At 72.7% G+C, this 15,636-nt stretch carries 16 protein-coding genes; 9 read left to right on the top strand and 7 right to left on the bottom strand.

Annotated features, from left to right (window positions below; all coding sequences use genetic code 11):
* Nucleotides 1–5: 5 nt before the first annotated feature.
* On the bottom strand, nucleotides 6–2,003 hold the full coding sequence (locus ACFVN5_RS14870) for a histidine kinase (protein ID WP_376956012.1): 1,998 nt from the start codon (nucleotides 2,001–2,003) through the stop codon (nucleotides 6–8).
* 252 nt (nucleotides 2,004–2,255) lie between these two features.
* Here ACFVN5_RS14870 and ACFVN5_RS14865 point away from each other — a divergent pair, with 252 nt between their 5' ends.
* Both ACFVN5_RS14865 and ACFVN5_RS14860 read left to right on the top strand, forming a co-directional pair.
* The gene (locus tag ACFVN5_RS14865; protein WP_376956011.1) at nucleotides 2,256–2,744 is read left to right on the top strand and encodes a hypothetical protein; all 489 of its coding nucleotides are present in this window, start codon (nucleotides 2,256–2,258) and stop codon (nucleotides 2,742–2,744) included.
* The gene (locus ACFVN5_RS14860; RefSeq protein ID WP_376956010.1) at nucleotides 2,728–4,293 is read left to right on the top strand and encodes a multicopper oxidase family protein; all 1,566 of its coding nucleotides are present in this window, start codon (nucleotides 2,728–2,730) and stop codon (nucleotides 4,291–4,293) included. The genes ACFVN5_RS14865 and ACFVN5_RS14860 overlap by 17 nt, the downstream gene beginning before the upstream one ends.
* Nucleotides 4,294–4,731: 438 nt before the next feature.
* Here the strand turns inward: ACFVN5_RS14860 and ACFVN5_RS14855 are convergent, their stop codons facing one another.
* Entirely contained in the window at nucleotides 4,732–5,382 is a 651-nt protein-coding gene (locus tag ACFVN5_RS14855; protein ID WP_376956009.1) for a GyrI-like domain-containing protein, read from the bottom strand.
* A 26-nt stretch (nucleotides 5,383–5,408) separates the two neighbouring features.
* Complete coding sequence (locus ACFVN5_RS14850; protein WP_376956008.1) at nucleotides 5,409–5,873, bottom strand: nitroreductase/quinone reductase family protein; 465 nt, start codon at nucleotides 5,871–5,873, stop codon at nucleotides 5,409–5,411.
* Between the two features lie 130 nt (nucleotides 5,874–6,003).
* On the opposite strand from ACFVN5_RS14850, the gene ectB reads away from it, so the two are divergent.
* Both ectB and ACFVN5_RS14840 read left to right on the top strand, forming a co-directional pair.
* The gene (gene ectB / locus ACFVN5_RS14845) at nucleotides 6,004–7,278 is read left to right on the top strand and encodes a diaminobutyrate--2-oxoglutarate transaminase (RefSeq protein WP_376956007.1); all 1,275 of its coding nucleotides are present in this window, start codon (nucleotides 6,004–6,006) and stop codon (nucleotides 7,276–7,278) included.
* Nucleotides 7,279–7,367: 89 nt separating this feature from the next.
* On the top strand, nucleotides 7,368–8,303 hold the full coding sequence (locus ACFVN5_RS14840; RefSeq protein ID WP_376956006.1) for an alpha/beta fold hydrolase: 936 nt from the start codon (nucleotides 7,368–7,370) through the stop codon (nucleotides 8,301–8,303).
* Here ACFVN5_RS14840 and ACFVN5_RS14835 read toward each other — a convergent pair.
* Nucleotides 8,278–8,760 carry a sigma factor-like helix-turn-helix DNA-binding protein gene (locus tag ACFVN5_RS14835; protein ID WP_376956005.1) on the bottom strand — a complete coding sequence of 161 codons (483 nt, stop codon included), beginning with the start codon at nucleotides 8,758–8,760 and terminating at the stop codon, nucleotides 8,278–8,280. The genes ACFVN5_RS14840 and ACFVN5_RS14835 overlap by 26 nt on opposite strands.
* Before the next feature lie 245 nt (nucleotides 8,761–9,005).
* Between ACFVN5_RS14835 and ACFVN5_RS14830 the strand changes: the two genes are divergently transcribed.
* From ACFVN5_RS14830 to ACFVN5_RS14815, 4 genes are all read left to right on the top strand, one after another.
* The gene (locus tag ACFVN5_RS14830; RefSeq protein ID WP_376956004.1) at nucleotides 9,006–10,367 is read left to right on the top strand and encodes an FAD-binding oxidoreductase; all 1,362 of its coding nucleotides are present in this window, start codon (nucleotides 9,006–9,008) and stop codon (nucleotides 10,365–10,367) included.
* A gap of 85 nt (nucleotides 10,368–10,452) precedes the next feature.
* Entirely contained in the window at nucleotides 10,453–11,190 is a 738-nt protein-coding gene (locus ACFVN5_RS14825) for an alpha/beta fold hydrolase (RefSeq protein WP_376956003.1), read from the top strand.
* 161 nt (nucleotides 11,191–11,351) lie between these two features.
* Nucleotides 11,352–12,230 (top strand): RNA polymerase sigma-70 factor, encoded by an 879-nt coding sequence (locus ACFVN5_RS14820; RefSeq protein ID WP_376956002.1) that lies wholly within the window; start codon nucleotides 11,352–11,354, stop codon nucleotides 12,228–12,230.
* Nucleotides 12,220–12,591 (top strand): hypothetical protein, encoded by a 372-nt coding sequence (locus ACFVN5_RS14815; RefSeq protein ID WP_376956001.1) that lies wholly within the window; start codon nucleotides 12,220–12,222, stop codon nucleotides 12,589–12,591. Before ACFVN5_RS14820 ends, ACFVN5_RS14815 begins: the two co-directional genes overlap by 11 nt.
* A 34-nt stretch (nucleotides 12,592–12,625) precedes the next feature.
* Here the strand turns inward: ACFVN5_RS14815 and ACFVN5_RS14810 are convergent, their stop codons facing one another.
* The 3 genes from ACFVN5_RS14810 to ACFVN5_RS14800 all read right to left on the bottom strand — a co-directional run bounded on the left by ACFVN5_RS14810 (nucleotide 12,626) and on the right by ACFVN5_RS14800 (nucleotide 14,718).
* Entirely contained in the window at nucleotides 12,626–13,501 is an 876-nt protein-coding gene (locus ACFVN5_RS14810) for an RNA polymerase sigma-70 factor (protein WP_376956000.1), read from the bottom strand.
* Nucleotides 13,498–14,115, bottom strand: coding sequence for a carboxymuconolactone decarboxylase family protein (locus ACFVN5_RS14805; RefSeq protein WP_376955999.1), 618 nt, complete (start codon nucleotides 14,113–14,115; stop codon nucleotides 13,498–13,500). Before ACFVN5_RS14805 ends, ACFVN5_RS14810 begins: the two co-directional genes overlap by 4 nt.
* An 87-nt stretch (nucleotides 14,116–14,202) precedes the next feature.
* Nucleotides 14,203–14,718: a hypothetical protein gene (locus ACFVN5_RS14800; protein WP_376955998.1), complete on the bottom strand. Its 516-nt coding sequence runs from the start codon at nucleotides 14,716–14,718 to the stop codon at nucleotides 14,203–14,205.
* A gap of 38 nt (nucleotides 14,719–14,756) precedes the next feature.
* Here ACFVN5_RS14800 and ACFVN5_RS14795 point away from each other — a divergent pair, with 38 nt between their 5' ends.
* On the top strand, nucleotides 14,757–15,632 hold the full coding sequence (locus ACFVN5_RS14795) for a CPBP family intramembrane glutamic endopeptidase (RefSeq protein WP_376955997.1): 876 nt from the start codon (nucleotides 14,757–14,759) through the stop codon (nucleotides 15,630–15,632).
* Nucleotides 15,633–15,636: the final 4 nt, after the last annotated feature.

The raw sequence follows: 15,636 nt of genomic DNA, 5'->3' as shown, positions 1-15,636 counted from the left end.
GCGGATCAGGGCGCGGGCGCGCCGGCGCCGACGGGCAGGTCGACGTCGATCGTGGTGCCGGCCCCGGAGGGCTCGGCGGCCGAGATGCGGACCGTGCCCCGGAGGGCCGCGACGCGATCCCGGATGTTCGCGAGCCCGCCGCTCGGCGGCGACCCCGGGGAGCTCGATCCGAGGCCGCATCCGTCGTCGCTGATCGAGACGCGCAGCCGCCCGTCGGTCCGCGCGAGCGCGACCGACGCCCGGCTCGCGTTCGCGTGCTTGGCCGTGTTCGTCAGCGCCTCCCGCACCACGTAGTAGGCGGTCGTCTCGACGTCGGCGGGATACCGTTCGGCGCGGACCCGCGCATCCGCATGCACCTCGAGCGGGATCGGGTACCGCGCCGCGCCCGACTCGATGGCCGCCACGAGCCCGTTGTCGCTGAGCACCGGCGGGTGGATGCCGTGCGCGAGCTCCCGCAGGTCGGTGAGCGTCTGGCGGGCCTGCTCCTGCAGCTCCGCCAGCTCGGCCGAGGAGAGCTGGCCGCGCTCGAGCCGGTTCCGCGCCAGTCGGAGTCCGGCGATCTGGGCGACGATGTCCTGCTGGATCCCGTCGTGCAGGTCGCGTTCGAGGCGCCGGCGCTCGTCGTCCTGCGCAGCCACGAGCCGCTCCCGCGAAGCGGTGAGCTCGGCGAGCTGCTGGGCGAGGCGCGCCGTGAGGCGCACGTTGGCGACGGATGCCGCGGCCTGGCCGGCCACCGTGCGCAGGAGCGCCCGCTCGGCCTCGCTGTACTCACCGCGATGGCGCGGCCCCACCTCGATCCGGCCGAGGACCTCGTCGGCGTGGACGAGATCGACCCCCTCGACCGGATCGCCACCGACCTCCCCGGCGATCCCGGCGGGCGACGCGGCGAACGCACCGTCCGACCCCGCGAGCCGGATCCGCACCCACGTCGCGCCCAGTCCGTCGGCCACCGCGCTCGCCAGGTGGCTGAGCAGGTCACCCGAGTCCGCGGAGCGCTCGAGCTCGGCGCCGAGCTCGCTGAGCATCGCGAGCTGGCGGTCGCGGTCGCCGAAGACCACGCGGTGGATCCACCGCTGGAGCCATCCGCGGACCGGCAGCAGGGCGACCGCGAGGATGCCGGTGAGGAAGGCGATCCCGAGCGGAGTGATGAGGCCGACGAGGAGCACGGCGGGGGCGACGACGGCGATGCCGTAGAGCACCGTGATGAGCACGTTCGAGGACCGCGTGACGGAGCGGGCGCGATCCTCCACGGCGACGTCGAACGCGCCGTACCGGAGGATGCCGTGGATCGCCACGAGCGGGACGGCCGCGAGCAGCGCGAGCACCACGGTGTTGGCGATCAGGTTCTCGGGCACGAACAGCGAGATCGAGTAGCTCACGACGATCGCGAACGTCAGCCACGCCATCAGTCGCGTTCGGGCACGGATCTCCGGATCTCCGAAGAACGCCCGGGAGATCAGCACCGCCAGGGCGAGGAAGACCGCCGGCCAGGCGTAGACCACCCACTCCGTGAGCGGCGCCGCCCAGGCGAGGGCGGGCACGGCGAACGGGTTCGGGATCGCGACGCCCGCCTCGGCGTGGACCTGCACGGCGAGCACGTGCGGGACGATCAGGATCGAGAACGGCGCCAGCACGACGGGGATCCAGAACACGCCGACCGAGATGCGCTGCCATCGGCGCTCGGGGATGCCCGTGGGGAAGGTCGCGAAGAGGCTGATGAACGCGGCGGACGCGACCGTCGACGAGGTCAGGCCGACGAGGTTCAGGAACGGGAACCACGGCTCGCGGACCACGTCGGGGTTCATCTGCAGGAACGTCTCGAAGCCCGCGCCCACGGCCATCGCCGTCGCGGCCCACGCGATGAACAGGGCCGAGCGCGCCGTCGAGACCGTGAGCAGCCACATGCCGAACACGAACAGCGGCAGGATGCCGAGCAGCGGCCAGGTCAGGCCGGGACCGGCGTCGCCCGCCACGAATCCGCGCGCCACGACGGTGTACAGCATGCACGCCGCTCCGAGCGGCGCCAGGGCTGCGAACCATCCCCACCTGCGGAGCACACTCCCATGGTCCTCCTCTCGCCGCGCGCGCGGGAGAGGGGCATCCGCACCGTCCCTTGGCGGCTGGCCTCCATGCGGTGTGCGGCGGACCGCCACGCGACCTCCGGCCTGCTGCGTTCCGGCGCGCACGCCGTTCGACGAGCCTCGGGGGCGAGCGGATGCCACGACGGCGCGCCGCACCGAACAGGGAGTCACATCATGCGCAAGGTCTACTACACGGCTCTGGCCTGGATCATCGCGGGCGGCGTGGTCGTGCAGGCCGCCGCCATCGCGTTCGCCTTCGGCGGCGTGCTCAACCGGGTGTCGAACGGCGACGTGGTCGACAAGGCGCTGCTCGAGAGCCGCACGGCCGGCGGCGTCGGCGAGTCGGGCTTCTTCATCCACGGGATCGTCGGCGGCGTGGTGCTGCCGCTGCTCGCCGTCGCGCTGCTGATCGTGTCGTTCTTCGTGCGCGCCCGCGGCGCGAAGCTCTGGGCCGCGATCACGCTCGCCCTCATCGCGCTGCAGGTGACGCTCGGCTTCTCGATCATGGACGTCCCGTACCTCGGCCTCATCCACGGCGCGAACGCCGCGGCGATCGTCGTGGCGGCCGTGATCGCCGCGTTCCGCGGGCGGGCGGCGCGCGCCGGTGCCGACGCCGCGGCCGGGTCCTCCGAGGAGGCGACGAGCGATGCCCTCTCGGCGTGATCTCCTGCGGTGCGCCGTCGTCGGCGTCGCGGTCACGACCGCGCTCGGCGCCGGCGCGCTCGCGTGGAGTTCCACGCTGCTCGGCGAGTACTCCGTCATGGACATGGGCCGCGGCGGAAGCGGCGGCGAGGGCGGGCACGGCGGGCACGGGAGCCCCGCCGGGTCGGGTGCGTCCGCGGCATCCGGCGCCGTCGGCTCGGCGCAGGCGCTCAGCGTCACCGACCTCGCGGCCGACCCCGACCGCGCGCCCGACGTGCGCGTCGAGCTCACGGCCCGGCAGGGCACGATCGACGTGCCCGGCGGCCACCCGATCGAGGGCTACACCGTCAACGGCACGTCGCCCGGACCCGAGATCCGCGCTCGGCAGGGCGACCTCGTCGAGGTCACCTTCGTGAACGAGTCGGTGGCCGACGGGGCGACGCTGCACTGGCATGGCATCGACGTGCCGAACTCGGCCGACGGCGTCGCGGGCATCACGCAGGACGCGGTGCCCGTCGGCGGCCGGTACGTCTACCGGTTCGAGGCGGCGGACGCCGGCACGTACTGGTACCACTCGCATCAGGTGTCTCACGAGCAGGTCGTCGGCGGGCTGCTCGGCGCGATCGTGATCGACCCGGCCGCAGCGTCGACGGCATCGGCTGCGTCGACGGATGCCGCGGCGGGCGCCCTCGACGTCACCGCCCTGCTGCACGTGTACGGCGGCCAGCAGACCCTCAACGGCGCGGTCGAGGACGAACGCGTCGACGCCGCACCCGGATCGACCGTGCGCGTCCGCGTGATCAACACCGACCAGGGCACGGCCTCGGTGTGGTCGGATGCCCCGTTCCGCGTCGTCGCCACCGACGGGCACGAGGTGAACGAGCCCACCGACGTGGTCGGGCAGCGCATGCTCATCCCGGCGGGCGGACGCGCGGACGTCACGGTGCGGGCGCCCGCGCCCGGCGAGATGGTGCGCCTGCACACGGGCGGCGCGCGCAGCGTGCTCATCGGGGATGCGTCGGCCCTTCGACCGGCTCAGGGACCGGCTCAGGGCGCAGGGACGCCCCAGCCGTCGACGAGCCTCGACCTGCTCGCCTACGGCTCGCCGGCCCCGCTCGACTTCGACCCGACGCTGCCCGATCGCTCGTACGAGTACGTCATCGCTCGGCGCTTCGGCATCATCGACGGCCGGCCGGGCAACTTCTGGACGATCAACGGCCGCATGTTCCCCGACGTGCCGATGTTCGACGTGTCCGAGGGCGACATCGTCGTGATGCACCTGCGGAACGACTCGGGCGACGTGCACCCGATGCACCTGCACGGACACCACGTGGTCGTGCTGTCACGCGACGGCGTCGCGGCATCCGGCAGCCCCTGGATCGTCGACTCGCTCGACGTGCACCCGGGCGAGTCGTACGACATCGCGTTCGTCGCCGACAACCCGGGCATCTGGAGCGACCACTGTCACACCCTCCCCCACGCGGTCGACGGGCTCATCGCCCACGTCATGTACGACGGCGCGACGACGCCGTTCACGATCAACGGCACCGCGGGGAACCACCCTGAGTGAGGAGCCCGGCGCCGAAGCCTCGGCTCGATGGCGGGCGGTCACGATCGCCATGGTCGCCGGCGGCCGGTCTTCCTTCCGGCCACTTGTCGAAGCCGCCTCATGTGAGGCGGATTTCACATGAGCCGCAGGGGAGAGCCGGGCGTGCGAGCCGTGCGGAATGCACCGGAAGGTGGCGGATCCGACGTGAGCGGAGTAGAACACAGCCGAGCGTGTTTCCAACCTGGGGTGCGGTCGATTCCCGTCACATCCGCGCGCGCAGGTCGGTCAGGGATGGTGACAGGTTCGGTCGAGTCGTGAGGTAAGAGCGGGAGCACTGGGTTTCAGGCGGCCTTCCCGAACGGGGTTGCGCCAAGCAGACCACGGCTGGTCCCACCCGCCGCCGAATCGTCTCACCCGCGTGCTCGGGCCGCGCGGGCGCGGGCGCGGGTGTGGGTGCGGTCAGGCCGGGCGCACGGGCTGGCGCAGCACGGTCTTCAGCTTCTCGGGCGCGGTGCGGCCGGGATCGCTGAGGTACACCTCGTGATGCGGGCCGTTGAAGGTGAGGCCGTGCTGCGGCATCCACTCGTCGTGGAGCCGCGCCAGCGTCGGTGACTCGTCCTCGTAGGAGCCGACGTGCAGGATCTGCGCCGAGGTGCCCTCGGTCAGGCGCTCGAGGCGCACCAGGTCGAGCGCGGGGTTCGCCGGGTCTCCGGCCTTCGCCGCCTTCGCCCGCACGGCGGCCACGGCCTCGGCGAGCGCGTGCTCGTCGATCCAGTCGGGCTGCGCGATGAGCATCGTCCAGCTCCAGGCGCCCTTGTCGCGCGCCACGAACGCGCTCGGATCCTCGGCCCACCACAGCCCCTCGAGCGGGGCGACCACGAAGTCGCGGCCCAGGCTCCGCTTGCTCGCGAACTTCACGGTGTAGGCCACGGCGTAGAGAGCCAGCACGGCCTCGCGGTACGCCGCCGCGGTGTTGGGATCGCCGTGCCCGTCGACCGCGAGATACCGCATGGGCGGCACCTCGACGATCGCGAAGTCCTTCGCCGAGGGCGCGTACAGCTCGCGATGCTCCCGCTTGACGTCGTACTTCGCGGTCGTCGACTCGGCCATGCCCCGAGCGTAGGACCCTGCCCCGTCTACCTGCTCGACTCCCGCGGCGTGAGCCGGATGACCGGCATCTCGCGATCCGTGAGCTTCTCGTACTTCGCGAATCCCGGAGCCTCGGTGGTGATGCGCCGCCACGCCGTCGCCCGCTCGTCACCGTGCAGCTGCCACGGGGTCACCTCGATCCGCTGACCGGCGAACTCGATGCGCACCCGCTCGGGATTCGCCGCCATGTTGTAGTACCACGAGGGGTTGCGGGCGGCCCCGTTCGCGGACGCCACGATGAGACGCGAGCCGCCGGCCTCGGCGAAGGAGCGCACCGGGTTCATCCGTTCCCGGCCGGTGCGCTTGCCGATGGTGACGAGCACGACCTGGCGGTCGTCCTTCGCGCCCCTGCGACGGATGCGGTCGACCATCCAGCGATTGCCGCGCTGCTCGATGCGGCTGCGGCCGGGCTGCCGTGCGCCCCGGGTGCCGTTCGGCGTGTCGAGGGCCATGTCGTCGCTCCTCGGGGTGGCGATCCCCTGCCCCCATCATCTCGCCGTCGAACGCCCCGTGCACGGAACGCTCGGCTGGAGGACGTAGGGTCGATTCACCGTCCCCCGCCTCGAGAGGAGAACGCCTGCCATGAGCAGCGTCGCAGCCCTGGAAGTCTTCGACCGTCGTGAGTCGGAGGTGCGCGGCTACATCCGTGCGTTCCCGACCGTGTTCGACCGGGCCACCGGCTCGACCCTCGTCGACGCCGACGGCCGCGAATACCTCGACTTCTTCGCCGGCGCCGGCGTGCTCAACTACGGGCACAACAACCCCGCGTTCACGCGTGCGCTCATCGAGTACCTCGAGCGCGACGGCATCATCCACGGCCTCGACATGGCCACCTCGGCGAAGCGGGCGTTCATCGAGGCCTTCGAGCGCATCGTGCTGGCGCCGCGCGGCCTCGACCACAAGCTGCAGTTCACCGGCCCGACCGGCGCGAACGCCGTCGAGGCGGCGCTCAAGGTCGCACGCCAGGCGACCGGGCGGTCGACCATCGTGGCGTTCACGAACGCCTTCCACGGGCTCAGCCTGGGCTCCCTCGCCGCGACGGGCAACAGCCACTACCGCTCCGCCGCGGGCGTCAGCCTCGACGACGTCGCGCGCCTCCCCTACGACGGCTACCTCGGCGCCGACGTCGACACCCTCGACCTGCTCGAGAAGATGCTCGACGACCCGGGCTCGGGCCTCGACCTGCCCGCCGCCGTGATCGTCGAGGCGGTGCAGGGCGAGGGCGGCATCAACGTCGCGCGCGCCACCTGGCTGCGCCGCCTGCGCGAGCTGACGGCCGCCCGCGGGATCCTGCTGATCCTCGACGAGATCCAGGCGGGCGTCGGCCGCACCGGCGCGTTCTTCGCGTTCGAGGAGTCGGGAATCGTCCCCGACATCGTGACCGTCTCGAAGTCGATCTCGGGCTCGGGCCTGCCGATGTCGCTCGTGCTGCTGCGTCCCGAAGTCGACGTGTGGAAGCCCGGCGCCCACACCGGCACGTTCCGCGGCAACAACCTCGCGTTCGTCTCGGCGCGGGTCGCGCTCGAGACCTACTGGGCCGACTCGGCGTTCACCGACGCGATCGCTGCGAAGTCGGCGCTCCTGCGCAGCGAGCTCGAGCGCATCGCCGCCGACCACCCCGAGCAGGGCTTCGTCGTGCGCGGCCGCGGCCTCATGTACGGGCTCGCCTGCGACGCCGATCGCACGCTCGCCGGCCGGATCTCGAAGGAGGCGTTCGGTCGCGGACTCGTGATCGAGACGTCGGGTGCGTTCGACGAGGTGCTGAAGTTCCTGCCCGCGCTGACGATCGACGAGGACGAGCTCCGCCGGGGCCTCGCGATCGTGCGGGAAAGCCTCGACGCGGTCCTCGCGGGCTGACCCGGTCGCCCGGTCACAATCCCGCCGCGTGCCCGGTCTTCGCTGGTGACCCAGGCCGGAGGCCGGGGCGCTGACCGGGAGGGCGACACATGGGCGAGGGACTCCAGCGGCTCGAGCCGCTGCGGCACGTCGCGGCGGGCGTGCTGAACGTCACGTACTTCGAGGCCGGGCCGGCCGACGGCCGTCCCGTGATCCTGCTGCACGGCTTCCCGTACGACATCCACAGCTACGTGGACGTCGCGCCGCGGCTCGCCGAAGCCGGCTTCCGGGTCATCGTGCCCTACCTGCGCGGGCACGGCGGCACGCGGTTCCGCGATCGCGCGACCCCTCGCTCGGGGCAGCAGGCCGCGCTCGGCCGGGACGTCATCGACCTCATGGACGCCCTCGGCATCGAGCGCGCCGTCCTCGCCGGCTACGACTGGGGCGGGCGCGCCGCATGCGTTGCGGCCGCGCTGTGGCCGGAGCGCGTCGAGGGCATCGTGTCGGTGAACGGCTACCTCGTCCAGGACCTGTCCGCCGCGATGGCACCGCTCCCGCCGCAGCTCGAGGCGGGCTTCTGGTACTTCTTCTACTTCCTCACCGAGCGCGGCCGCGCGGGCCTCGCCGCCCACCGGCGGGAGATCGCCGAGGTGATCTGGCGCCGCAACTCCCCCGCATGGGCCTTCGCCGACGCCGAGCTCGACCGCGCCGCCGCGGCATTCGAGAATCCCGACTACGTCGACGTCGTCATCCACTCGTATCGGCACCGGCTCGGCCACGTCGACGGTGCCCCCGCCTACCGGGATCTCGAGGCCCGGCTGGCCGAGCTGCCGCCCATCCCCGTGCCGGCGGTGACCCTCGACGGCCTCGCCGACGGCAACTTCCCGGCGACGGATGCCGCGGCATCCGCTGCGCACTTCACCGGGCCGCGCGTGCACCGGCACGTGCCCGACGCCGGGCACGACCTGCCGCAGGAGGCGCCCGAGGCCTTCGCCGCGGCGGTCGTGGAGGTCGCGAGTCTCAACTCGGCGGACGCGGCGGCCTGACGGCCGACTCGAGCGCCTCGAGGTCGCCGTCGTGCGCGGCCTCGAGGAACGCGTCGTGCAGGCGGTCCCGGTTGGCCCGTCGGACGGATGCGTGCCGACCCTTGGCGATGTGCCGGCGGGCCCGGCTCACGAGCTGCCGTGCGTTCGCATCGGTCGTCTGCACGATCTCCGCGATGCGGTCGTACGGGTACGCGAACGCCTCCCGCAGCACGTACGCTGCACGCTCGGTGGGCGAGAGCCGTTCGAGCAGCCGCAGCACGGCGAAGTCGAGCGCCTCGTCGCGCTCGGCTGCGAGTTCGGGGTCCTCGCCGGTGTCGATCGGCTCCGGCAGCCACGGACCGAGGTAGGCCTCGCGACGCACCCGCGCGGACTGGAGCTCGTTGATGGCGAGCCGGGTCGTCGTCGTGGCGAGGAACGCCGCCGGTCGCGCACGGCGCTGCGGTCGTACTCCTGCCACCGGATCCAGGCGTCCTGCACGACGTCCTCGGCATCCGCGACGCTGCCCAGCATGCGGTAGGCGATGCCGAACAACCGCGGCCGGAGCTCCGCGAAGGTGGCGGCCGCCTCATCCAGGTCTGCAGCGGATGGCACGACCCTCACCCTACGCTCGTCGAGCCGACGGCGGAGCGGACGGCTGGGCGTACCTTCCGCGACGTCGGTGCCGGACGATACGGTGGGCCCCGGACCGAATGGGGGATGAAGATGTCCGTTTCCGACCGCGCCGCACTCGAACGGCTCCGCTCCGACCTGCAGGGCACGCTCGTGCTCGAAGGCGACGCCGACTACGACACGGCACGCCTGCCGTGGAACCTCGCCGTCGACCAGCGGCCCGCGGCGGTCGCCACGCCGGCCGACGTCGCGGACGTGCAGGCGATCATCGCCGCCGCGCGCACCGGAGGGTACGGCGTGACCACGCAGCCGAACGGCCACGGCGCCGACGGCGACCTCGCCGACGTGATCCTGATCCGGCCGTCGCGGTTCGACGAGATCACGGTCGACGCCGAGGCGCGGCTGCTCCGCGTCGGCGCGGGCGTGAACTGGGGCCGCGCGCTCGAGCGCCTCGACGGAACGGGGCTCGTCGGCCTCGCCGGCTCCAACCCCGAGGTCAACGTCGTCGGACTCACCATCAACGGCGGGCAGTCCATGTTCAGCCGCCGGTACGGCATCCCCGCGCGCTCCATCGTCGCCGTCGAGCTCGTCGACGCGGCGGGCGAGGTGCGCCGGGTCACCGACGCCGACGACGCCGAGCTCGCGTGGGCGCTCCGCGGAGGCGGCGGCCTGTTCGGCGTGATCACCGCCATCGAGCTCGCGCTCCATCCCGGCGACGCACTCTTCGGCGGAAGCCTGGCGTTCCCCGCGCGGAACGCGGTCGACGTCATCTCCGCCGCGTACGAGCTCGCCCGCGACGTCCCCGAGCTCGGGCTCGACGTCGGCATGATGCAGTTCCCCGACCTGCCGCTCGTTCCCCCGCCGCTGCGCGGCCAGACCGTCGCGACGGTCGCGCTCGTGCACGTCGGCGACGAGACGACCGGGCGCTCGTACGCCGATCGGCTCATCTCGGTGGCCGAGCCGATCGCCGACACGCTCACGGCGTTCACGATCGGGTCGCTCGCCGCCGTCGCGGCCGAGCCGGTCGACCCGATGCCGAACGCGGACTTCGGCGGCGCCGTCGACACGCTCGACGCCGGCTTCGCCCGGGAGTTCGTCGACGCGTTCCTCTCGGGCGCCGAGCACGGCCTCATGCGCTGCAGCGTGCGCGCGCTCGGCGGCGCGATCGCCGATGAGCTCGGCGCCGAGTTCTCGGCCGTGGGCGCCGTGCGCGCCGGCGGATTCCTCAACAGCGGGGTGCTGCTGATGGACCCGTCGCTCGACCCAGCGGCGGCGCTGCAGCCGATGCGCGACCTCGTCGCACGGCACCGCGGCGACACCACCGTGCCCACCTTCCTCGGGCTCGGGACGACGCTCGCCGACGCCTACTCGGCCGACGTCGTCGACCGGCTGGCGGGCGTGAAGCGTCGGGTCGACCCCGACGGGATCATCCGCAGCAACCGTCCACTCGGATAGGGGATCGTCGCGCACCGGTGTCACACTCGCACGCCGGATCCGGTCAGAGCGGTTGAAACCCGCTCCGTACGAAAGGAAGACCTCCATGTCCGATCACCTGCCCACCGTCGTGCTCGTCCACGGCGCGTTCGCCGAGTCCGCCAGCTGGAACGGCGTCATCGAACGCCTTTCTGAAGCCGGTGTCTCCTCGATCGCCGCCGCCAACCCGCTCCGCAGCCTCGCCGGCGACGCCGCATACGTCCGCGACGTCATCGACGCCGTCGAGGGCCCCGTCGTGCTGGTGGGGCACTCCTACGGCGGGCTCGTGATCTCCGAGGCCTCCGCCGGTCACGATCGGGTGGCCGCACTCGTCTACGCCTCGGCGTTCGTGCCCGAGACGGGCGACAGCGCATTCGGCCTCTCGGCGAGCGAGCCCGGCTCGACGCTCGGCGAGGCGATCGAGGCGCACCCGATCTCGACCGGCGGCGTCGAGCTCGTGATCCGGCGCGACCGGTTCCACGCGCAGTTCGCCGCCGACGTGCCCGCGGCGGTTGCGGGCCTGATGGCGGCGACGCAGCGCCCCATCGCCGAGGCTGCGCTCAAGGACGCCGTCGAGGCATCCGTGCCCGGTTGGAAGGACCGGCCGTCGTGGCACGTCTTCGGCGCCGAGGACCGCAACATCCCGGCCGCCGTGCTGCGGGCCGGCGCCGAGCGCGCCGGTTCACGCGGCACGACCGAGGTCGCGGGCGCGTCGCACGCCATCAGCGTCTCGCAGCCCGAGGCCGTCGCCGCCGCGATCCTCGAGGCCGTGCGCGCGGTGGCCGCCGAACGCGCCGCCGCCTGAGCCGAGGCCGAACCCCGGGGGTGCGCGCGGTCTCGGCTCGCGTGCCCCCGGCGGCCACCGCCGGACGAATCTCCGTCGGGCCCGTCACACTTCGGCATCCCGTCCGGTCTGAGCAGGCGGAGGCGGATGCGCCGCCTCCCGCCGACCGACAGGATGAGCAGATGGACGAGAACCTCGACGACGCGCTCGCCGTCTTCCAATCCGTGCGCCGGCGTCTGTTCGGCATCGCGTACCGAATGCTCGGCAGCGCCTCCGAGGCGGAGGACATCGTGCAGGAGGCCTGGCTGCGCTGGCAGGGCACCGACCGGTCGGTGGTGCAGGATCCGGCGGCGTTCCTCGCGACGACGACCACCCGCCTCGCCATCAACTCGCTCCAGTCCGCGCGCGCCCGCCGCGAGACCTACATCGGCCCCTGGCTGCCTGAGCCCGTCGACACGAGCCAGGACCCGACCCTGGGTGCCGAGCGCACCGAGGCCCTCGGCTACGCCGTGCTCGTCATGCTCGAGCGGCTGACGCCCACCGAGCGCGCCGCCTACGTGCTGCGCGAGGCGTTCGCCTACTCGTACGCGCAGATCCACGAGATCGTCCAGGTCTCCGAGGCCGCAGCGCGCCAGCTCGTGAGCCGCGCCCGCAAGCACCTCGCCGGCGAGCGTCGGCGCGAGGTCTCCACGTCGGAGCAGCAGCGCCTGCTCACCGCGTTCGTGAGTGCCGCGCAGACGGGCGACCTCGAGCAGCTCGAGCGGCTGTTCGCCGAGGACGTCGTGTCGTACTCCGACGGCGGCGGGGTGGTGCGCGCGTCGAAGTTTCCCGTGCACGGGCGGGTCACCGTCGCGAAGTTCGTCCGGGCGTTCCACACGCACTTCTGGGACGGCGTCACCGTCACCGAGACCGAGACGAACGGCCAGCCATCGGTGCTGCTGTCGAAGGACGGCACCACCTTCGCGGTGCTCACCGTCGTGGCATCCGACCAGGGCATCGACCAGGTGCTCTGGATGATGAACCCGAACAAGCTCGGCGGCGTGACCTCCCGTGCAGCCTGAGTCCCTCGTCGCGGGCCTGCTCGCCGCGCTCGAACGACGCGACGACCTCGCGGAGGCGCACCTCCTCGATCCCGACTGCAGCATCGTGGTCGACACGGGCGACCCCACGGGCGCCGAGCTGCGCGGCCGGGCGCACGTGGCGCGCGCGCTCGACGACCTGCGGGTGCGGCATCCGGATGCCGCGTTCGCGACCGTGCACGTGAACGGCGCGCCGGGGCTGGCGCTGCGCCTGCACGACGGCACGGTCATCGGCGTGCTCGTCGTCGACGCCGGAGCGCACGGGACGATCCGGGAGCTCTGGCTCTCGGCGGCGCCGGGCAAGCTCGCGCACTGGAACCGCCGTCGCCCGGCCGAGGGCTGAACCCCGCGACCGAGCGGCGGCGGAATCCGCCGGCTCACCGTGCGATGGCCGACTCCGTGTCGAGGCGCTCGAGCTTCTCGGGGTTGGCCACCGAGAAGATCCGGGTGATGCGGCCGTGCTCGATGGTGAAGCTCAGGGCGGCGACGATCGCGCCGTCGACCTCGACCCGCGCACCGGGGCCGCCGTTGACCCAGGCCGGCGTCGCCACGGGCGTGACGCCGAACTTCGCGAGGCCGCCGAGCACGTAGGCCACGAGCTTGTCGGCACCGACGATGGGCCGGCGGGCGGCGCCCCGCACCTTGCCGCCGCCGTCGGCGACCGCGACGACGTCGGGCGCGAGCGCGTCCATGAGGCCCTGAAGGTCGCCGGTGTTGAACGCGGCGAGGAACCGTTCGACCACCTGCTCCTGCTCGGCCGGGTCGACCTCGATCCGCGGCCGGCGCGCCGCCACGTGCTCCTTCGCCCGATGCGCGATCTGCCGCACGGCGGCGGGCGTCTTGCCGACGGCCTCGGCGATCTCGTCGTAGGGCACGTCGAACACCTCGCGCAGCACGAACACCGCGCGCTCGGTGGGTCCGAGCGTCTCGAGCACCGTGAGCATGGCCATCGACAGGCTCTCGGCGAGCTCCACGTCCTCCGCGACATCCGGGCTCGTGATGAGCGGCTCGGGCAGCCACTCCCCCACGTACTCCTCGCGACGGCGCGACACCGTGCGCAGCTGGTTGAGCGCCTGCCGCGTGACGATGCGCACGAGGTAGGCACGCGGCTCGCGCACCTGCGACTGGTCGACCTGCGACCAGCGCAACCAGGACTCCTGCAGCACGTCCTCGGCGTCGGCCGCCGAGCCGAGCAGCTCGTACGCGACCGTGAACAGCAGTCCGCGGTGGACGACGAACGGGTCGGTGCTCATGCGGGCGAGCCTACGTCGGCGGCCGAGCGCTCCGCGAGCGGCGGCAGCCCGCAGCTGGCCGAGAACTCGGCCGAGCGGATGCCGAGGGCGATGTTCATGCGAGCGGTCGCGTCCATCAGCCCCACCTTCGCGGTGAGCTCCAGCAGCGCCGGCGCACCGAGCTCGTCGAGCAGCGCGGCGGACAACTCGTCGGACACGGCGGGCGGCATCTGGCACATCGCCTCCGCGTACTCCATCACCCGGCGCTCGAGCGGCGAGAACACGTCGGACGTGCGCCAACGCGGCACCTCGCGCGCTCGTGCCTCGTCGAGGCCCTGGTCGTGCGACAGGAAGTAGTGCAGGTCGAGGCAGAAGCTGCACCCGACGTACGCCGCCGTCGCCATGCGCGCGAACGTCGACAGGGTCGGGTCGAGCGCGTCCCACTTCTCGGACTTGCGGCCGATCGTCATCAGGTCCTTCATCACGGCGGGGTTGTGCCACATCACGCCGACCGAGTCGGGCACCTGCCCGAGCATCTTCCGGCTGGCGACCTTCACCACCGCGCCGAACAGGCCGGTGATCTCGGTCGGGGGAATCCTCGCGTCCATGGTCGTCTCCTCCTGTGACTCGTGCATCGTGTGCCTTCGTCATGGAGACACCGCCCGGTGGCGGCGTGTGACAGGTGCGGGCCCCGCGTGCCGGCAGGGCGCGACGGGGATGCCTCACCGACGCGTCAGCACGAGCGACGCCGGGAAGCGGCGCACCACCATCCGGTACGGCGGCTTCGCGAGCGCCGAGGCGACCTCGGGCCCGACGACGCGCGGCTCGTCGGCGACCTCGATCCGGCCCCGCCACGAGAGCACCGCGCGGCCCGCGGCCTGCACGTTCCGGGCCCATTCGGTCGTCGGGCCCCAGGGCAGTCCGATGAGCACGACATCGGATGCCACGGTCGGCACGATCGCGATGGGCGTGTCGTACTCCGTGCCGCTGCGACGCCCGCGGTGGTGCACGACGGCCCAGAGCGGGAACCAGCGGCGCCCCGCGAGGGCGATCGCGAACGGCGCGCTCGCCCGCAGCAGCCAGCGGGGCGGCTTCCCGGGGCGACGACGAGCGGCCATTCCTCCAGCATGCGCGCCGACCGGCCCGAACGCGAGCGCGGCGGCCACGGCGAGCGCGGCGGCCGTCGAGGCCGCGTTACGGTCGCGGAGCCACGGCGCGGATACGGTTGGCAGGGGCATCCGTACGAGACGGCGGCCGACGACACCTGGGGGAAACGATGACCGACACGACGACCACGCGCACCTCGGGCTGGAAGGCCTTCTGGGACCGAGGCGGCTGGTGGAAGGCGTTCGGGCTCGCGATCGTGTACCTGGCCGTGTATCAGCTGCTGCCGTTCGCGGCCCTGCCGTTCACGCAGGGCCTCGCCGACGCCGACGTGTTCGCCACGCCCGGCAGCGTCTTCGTGGGCCTCGCGCTGCCGGTCATCGTCGGGTCGATCGTGCTGCTGGCGTTCGCCTGGTCGATCGGCTGGCTGCCGAAGCCGCTGTTCGCCCGCCAGCCCGTGAAGGGCAGCTGGTGGATGTGGATCGCCCCGGTCCTCGTGGTCATCCCGATCGTGCTGCGCCTCGTCGGGATCGACTACGGCGCCTACTCGGCGGGCGTGATCGCGATGGCGTTCGTCGCGGGCGCGTTCATCGGTCTCTCCGAGGAGCTGCTCACGCGCGGCCTCGCGGTGACGCTGCTGCGCCGCTGCGGCTACAACGAGTGGGTCGTCGCGGCGCTGTCGACCCTGATCTTCGCGCTCCTGCACAGCGTGAACCTGTTCACGGGGCAGTCGATCGCGACGGTCGGCTTCACCCTGCTCTACACGTTCGCGTTCGGGCTCCTCATGTACCTCACGCTGCGCGTGACCGGCAACCTCATCTGGCCGATCATCCTGCACGCGCTGACCGACCCCACCACGTTCCTCGCGGTCGGCGGCGTCGACGAGGCGAACGCGGCCTCGCAGAACCCGCTGCTCGCACTCGCCGGGCCGGCCACGTTCCTCCTCATCGCCGTGGCGTTCGTGCTGCTCATCTTCATCCGGGGCAACGCGCACGGGCGCGCGTCCGCGGATGAGGCCGCGCGCGACGCCCAGTCGACGACCGCCTGAGCGC

Origin of the sequence: Agromyces sp. NPDC057865 (assembly GCF_042796995.1) — a bacterium.
GTDB lineage: Bacteria > Actinomycetota > Actinomycetes > Actinomycetales > Microbacteriaceae > Agromyces.
The sequence above is the reverse complement of the archived record's forward strand: the minus strand, read 5'-3'. Positions and strand labels throughout refer to the sequence as shown.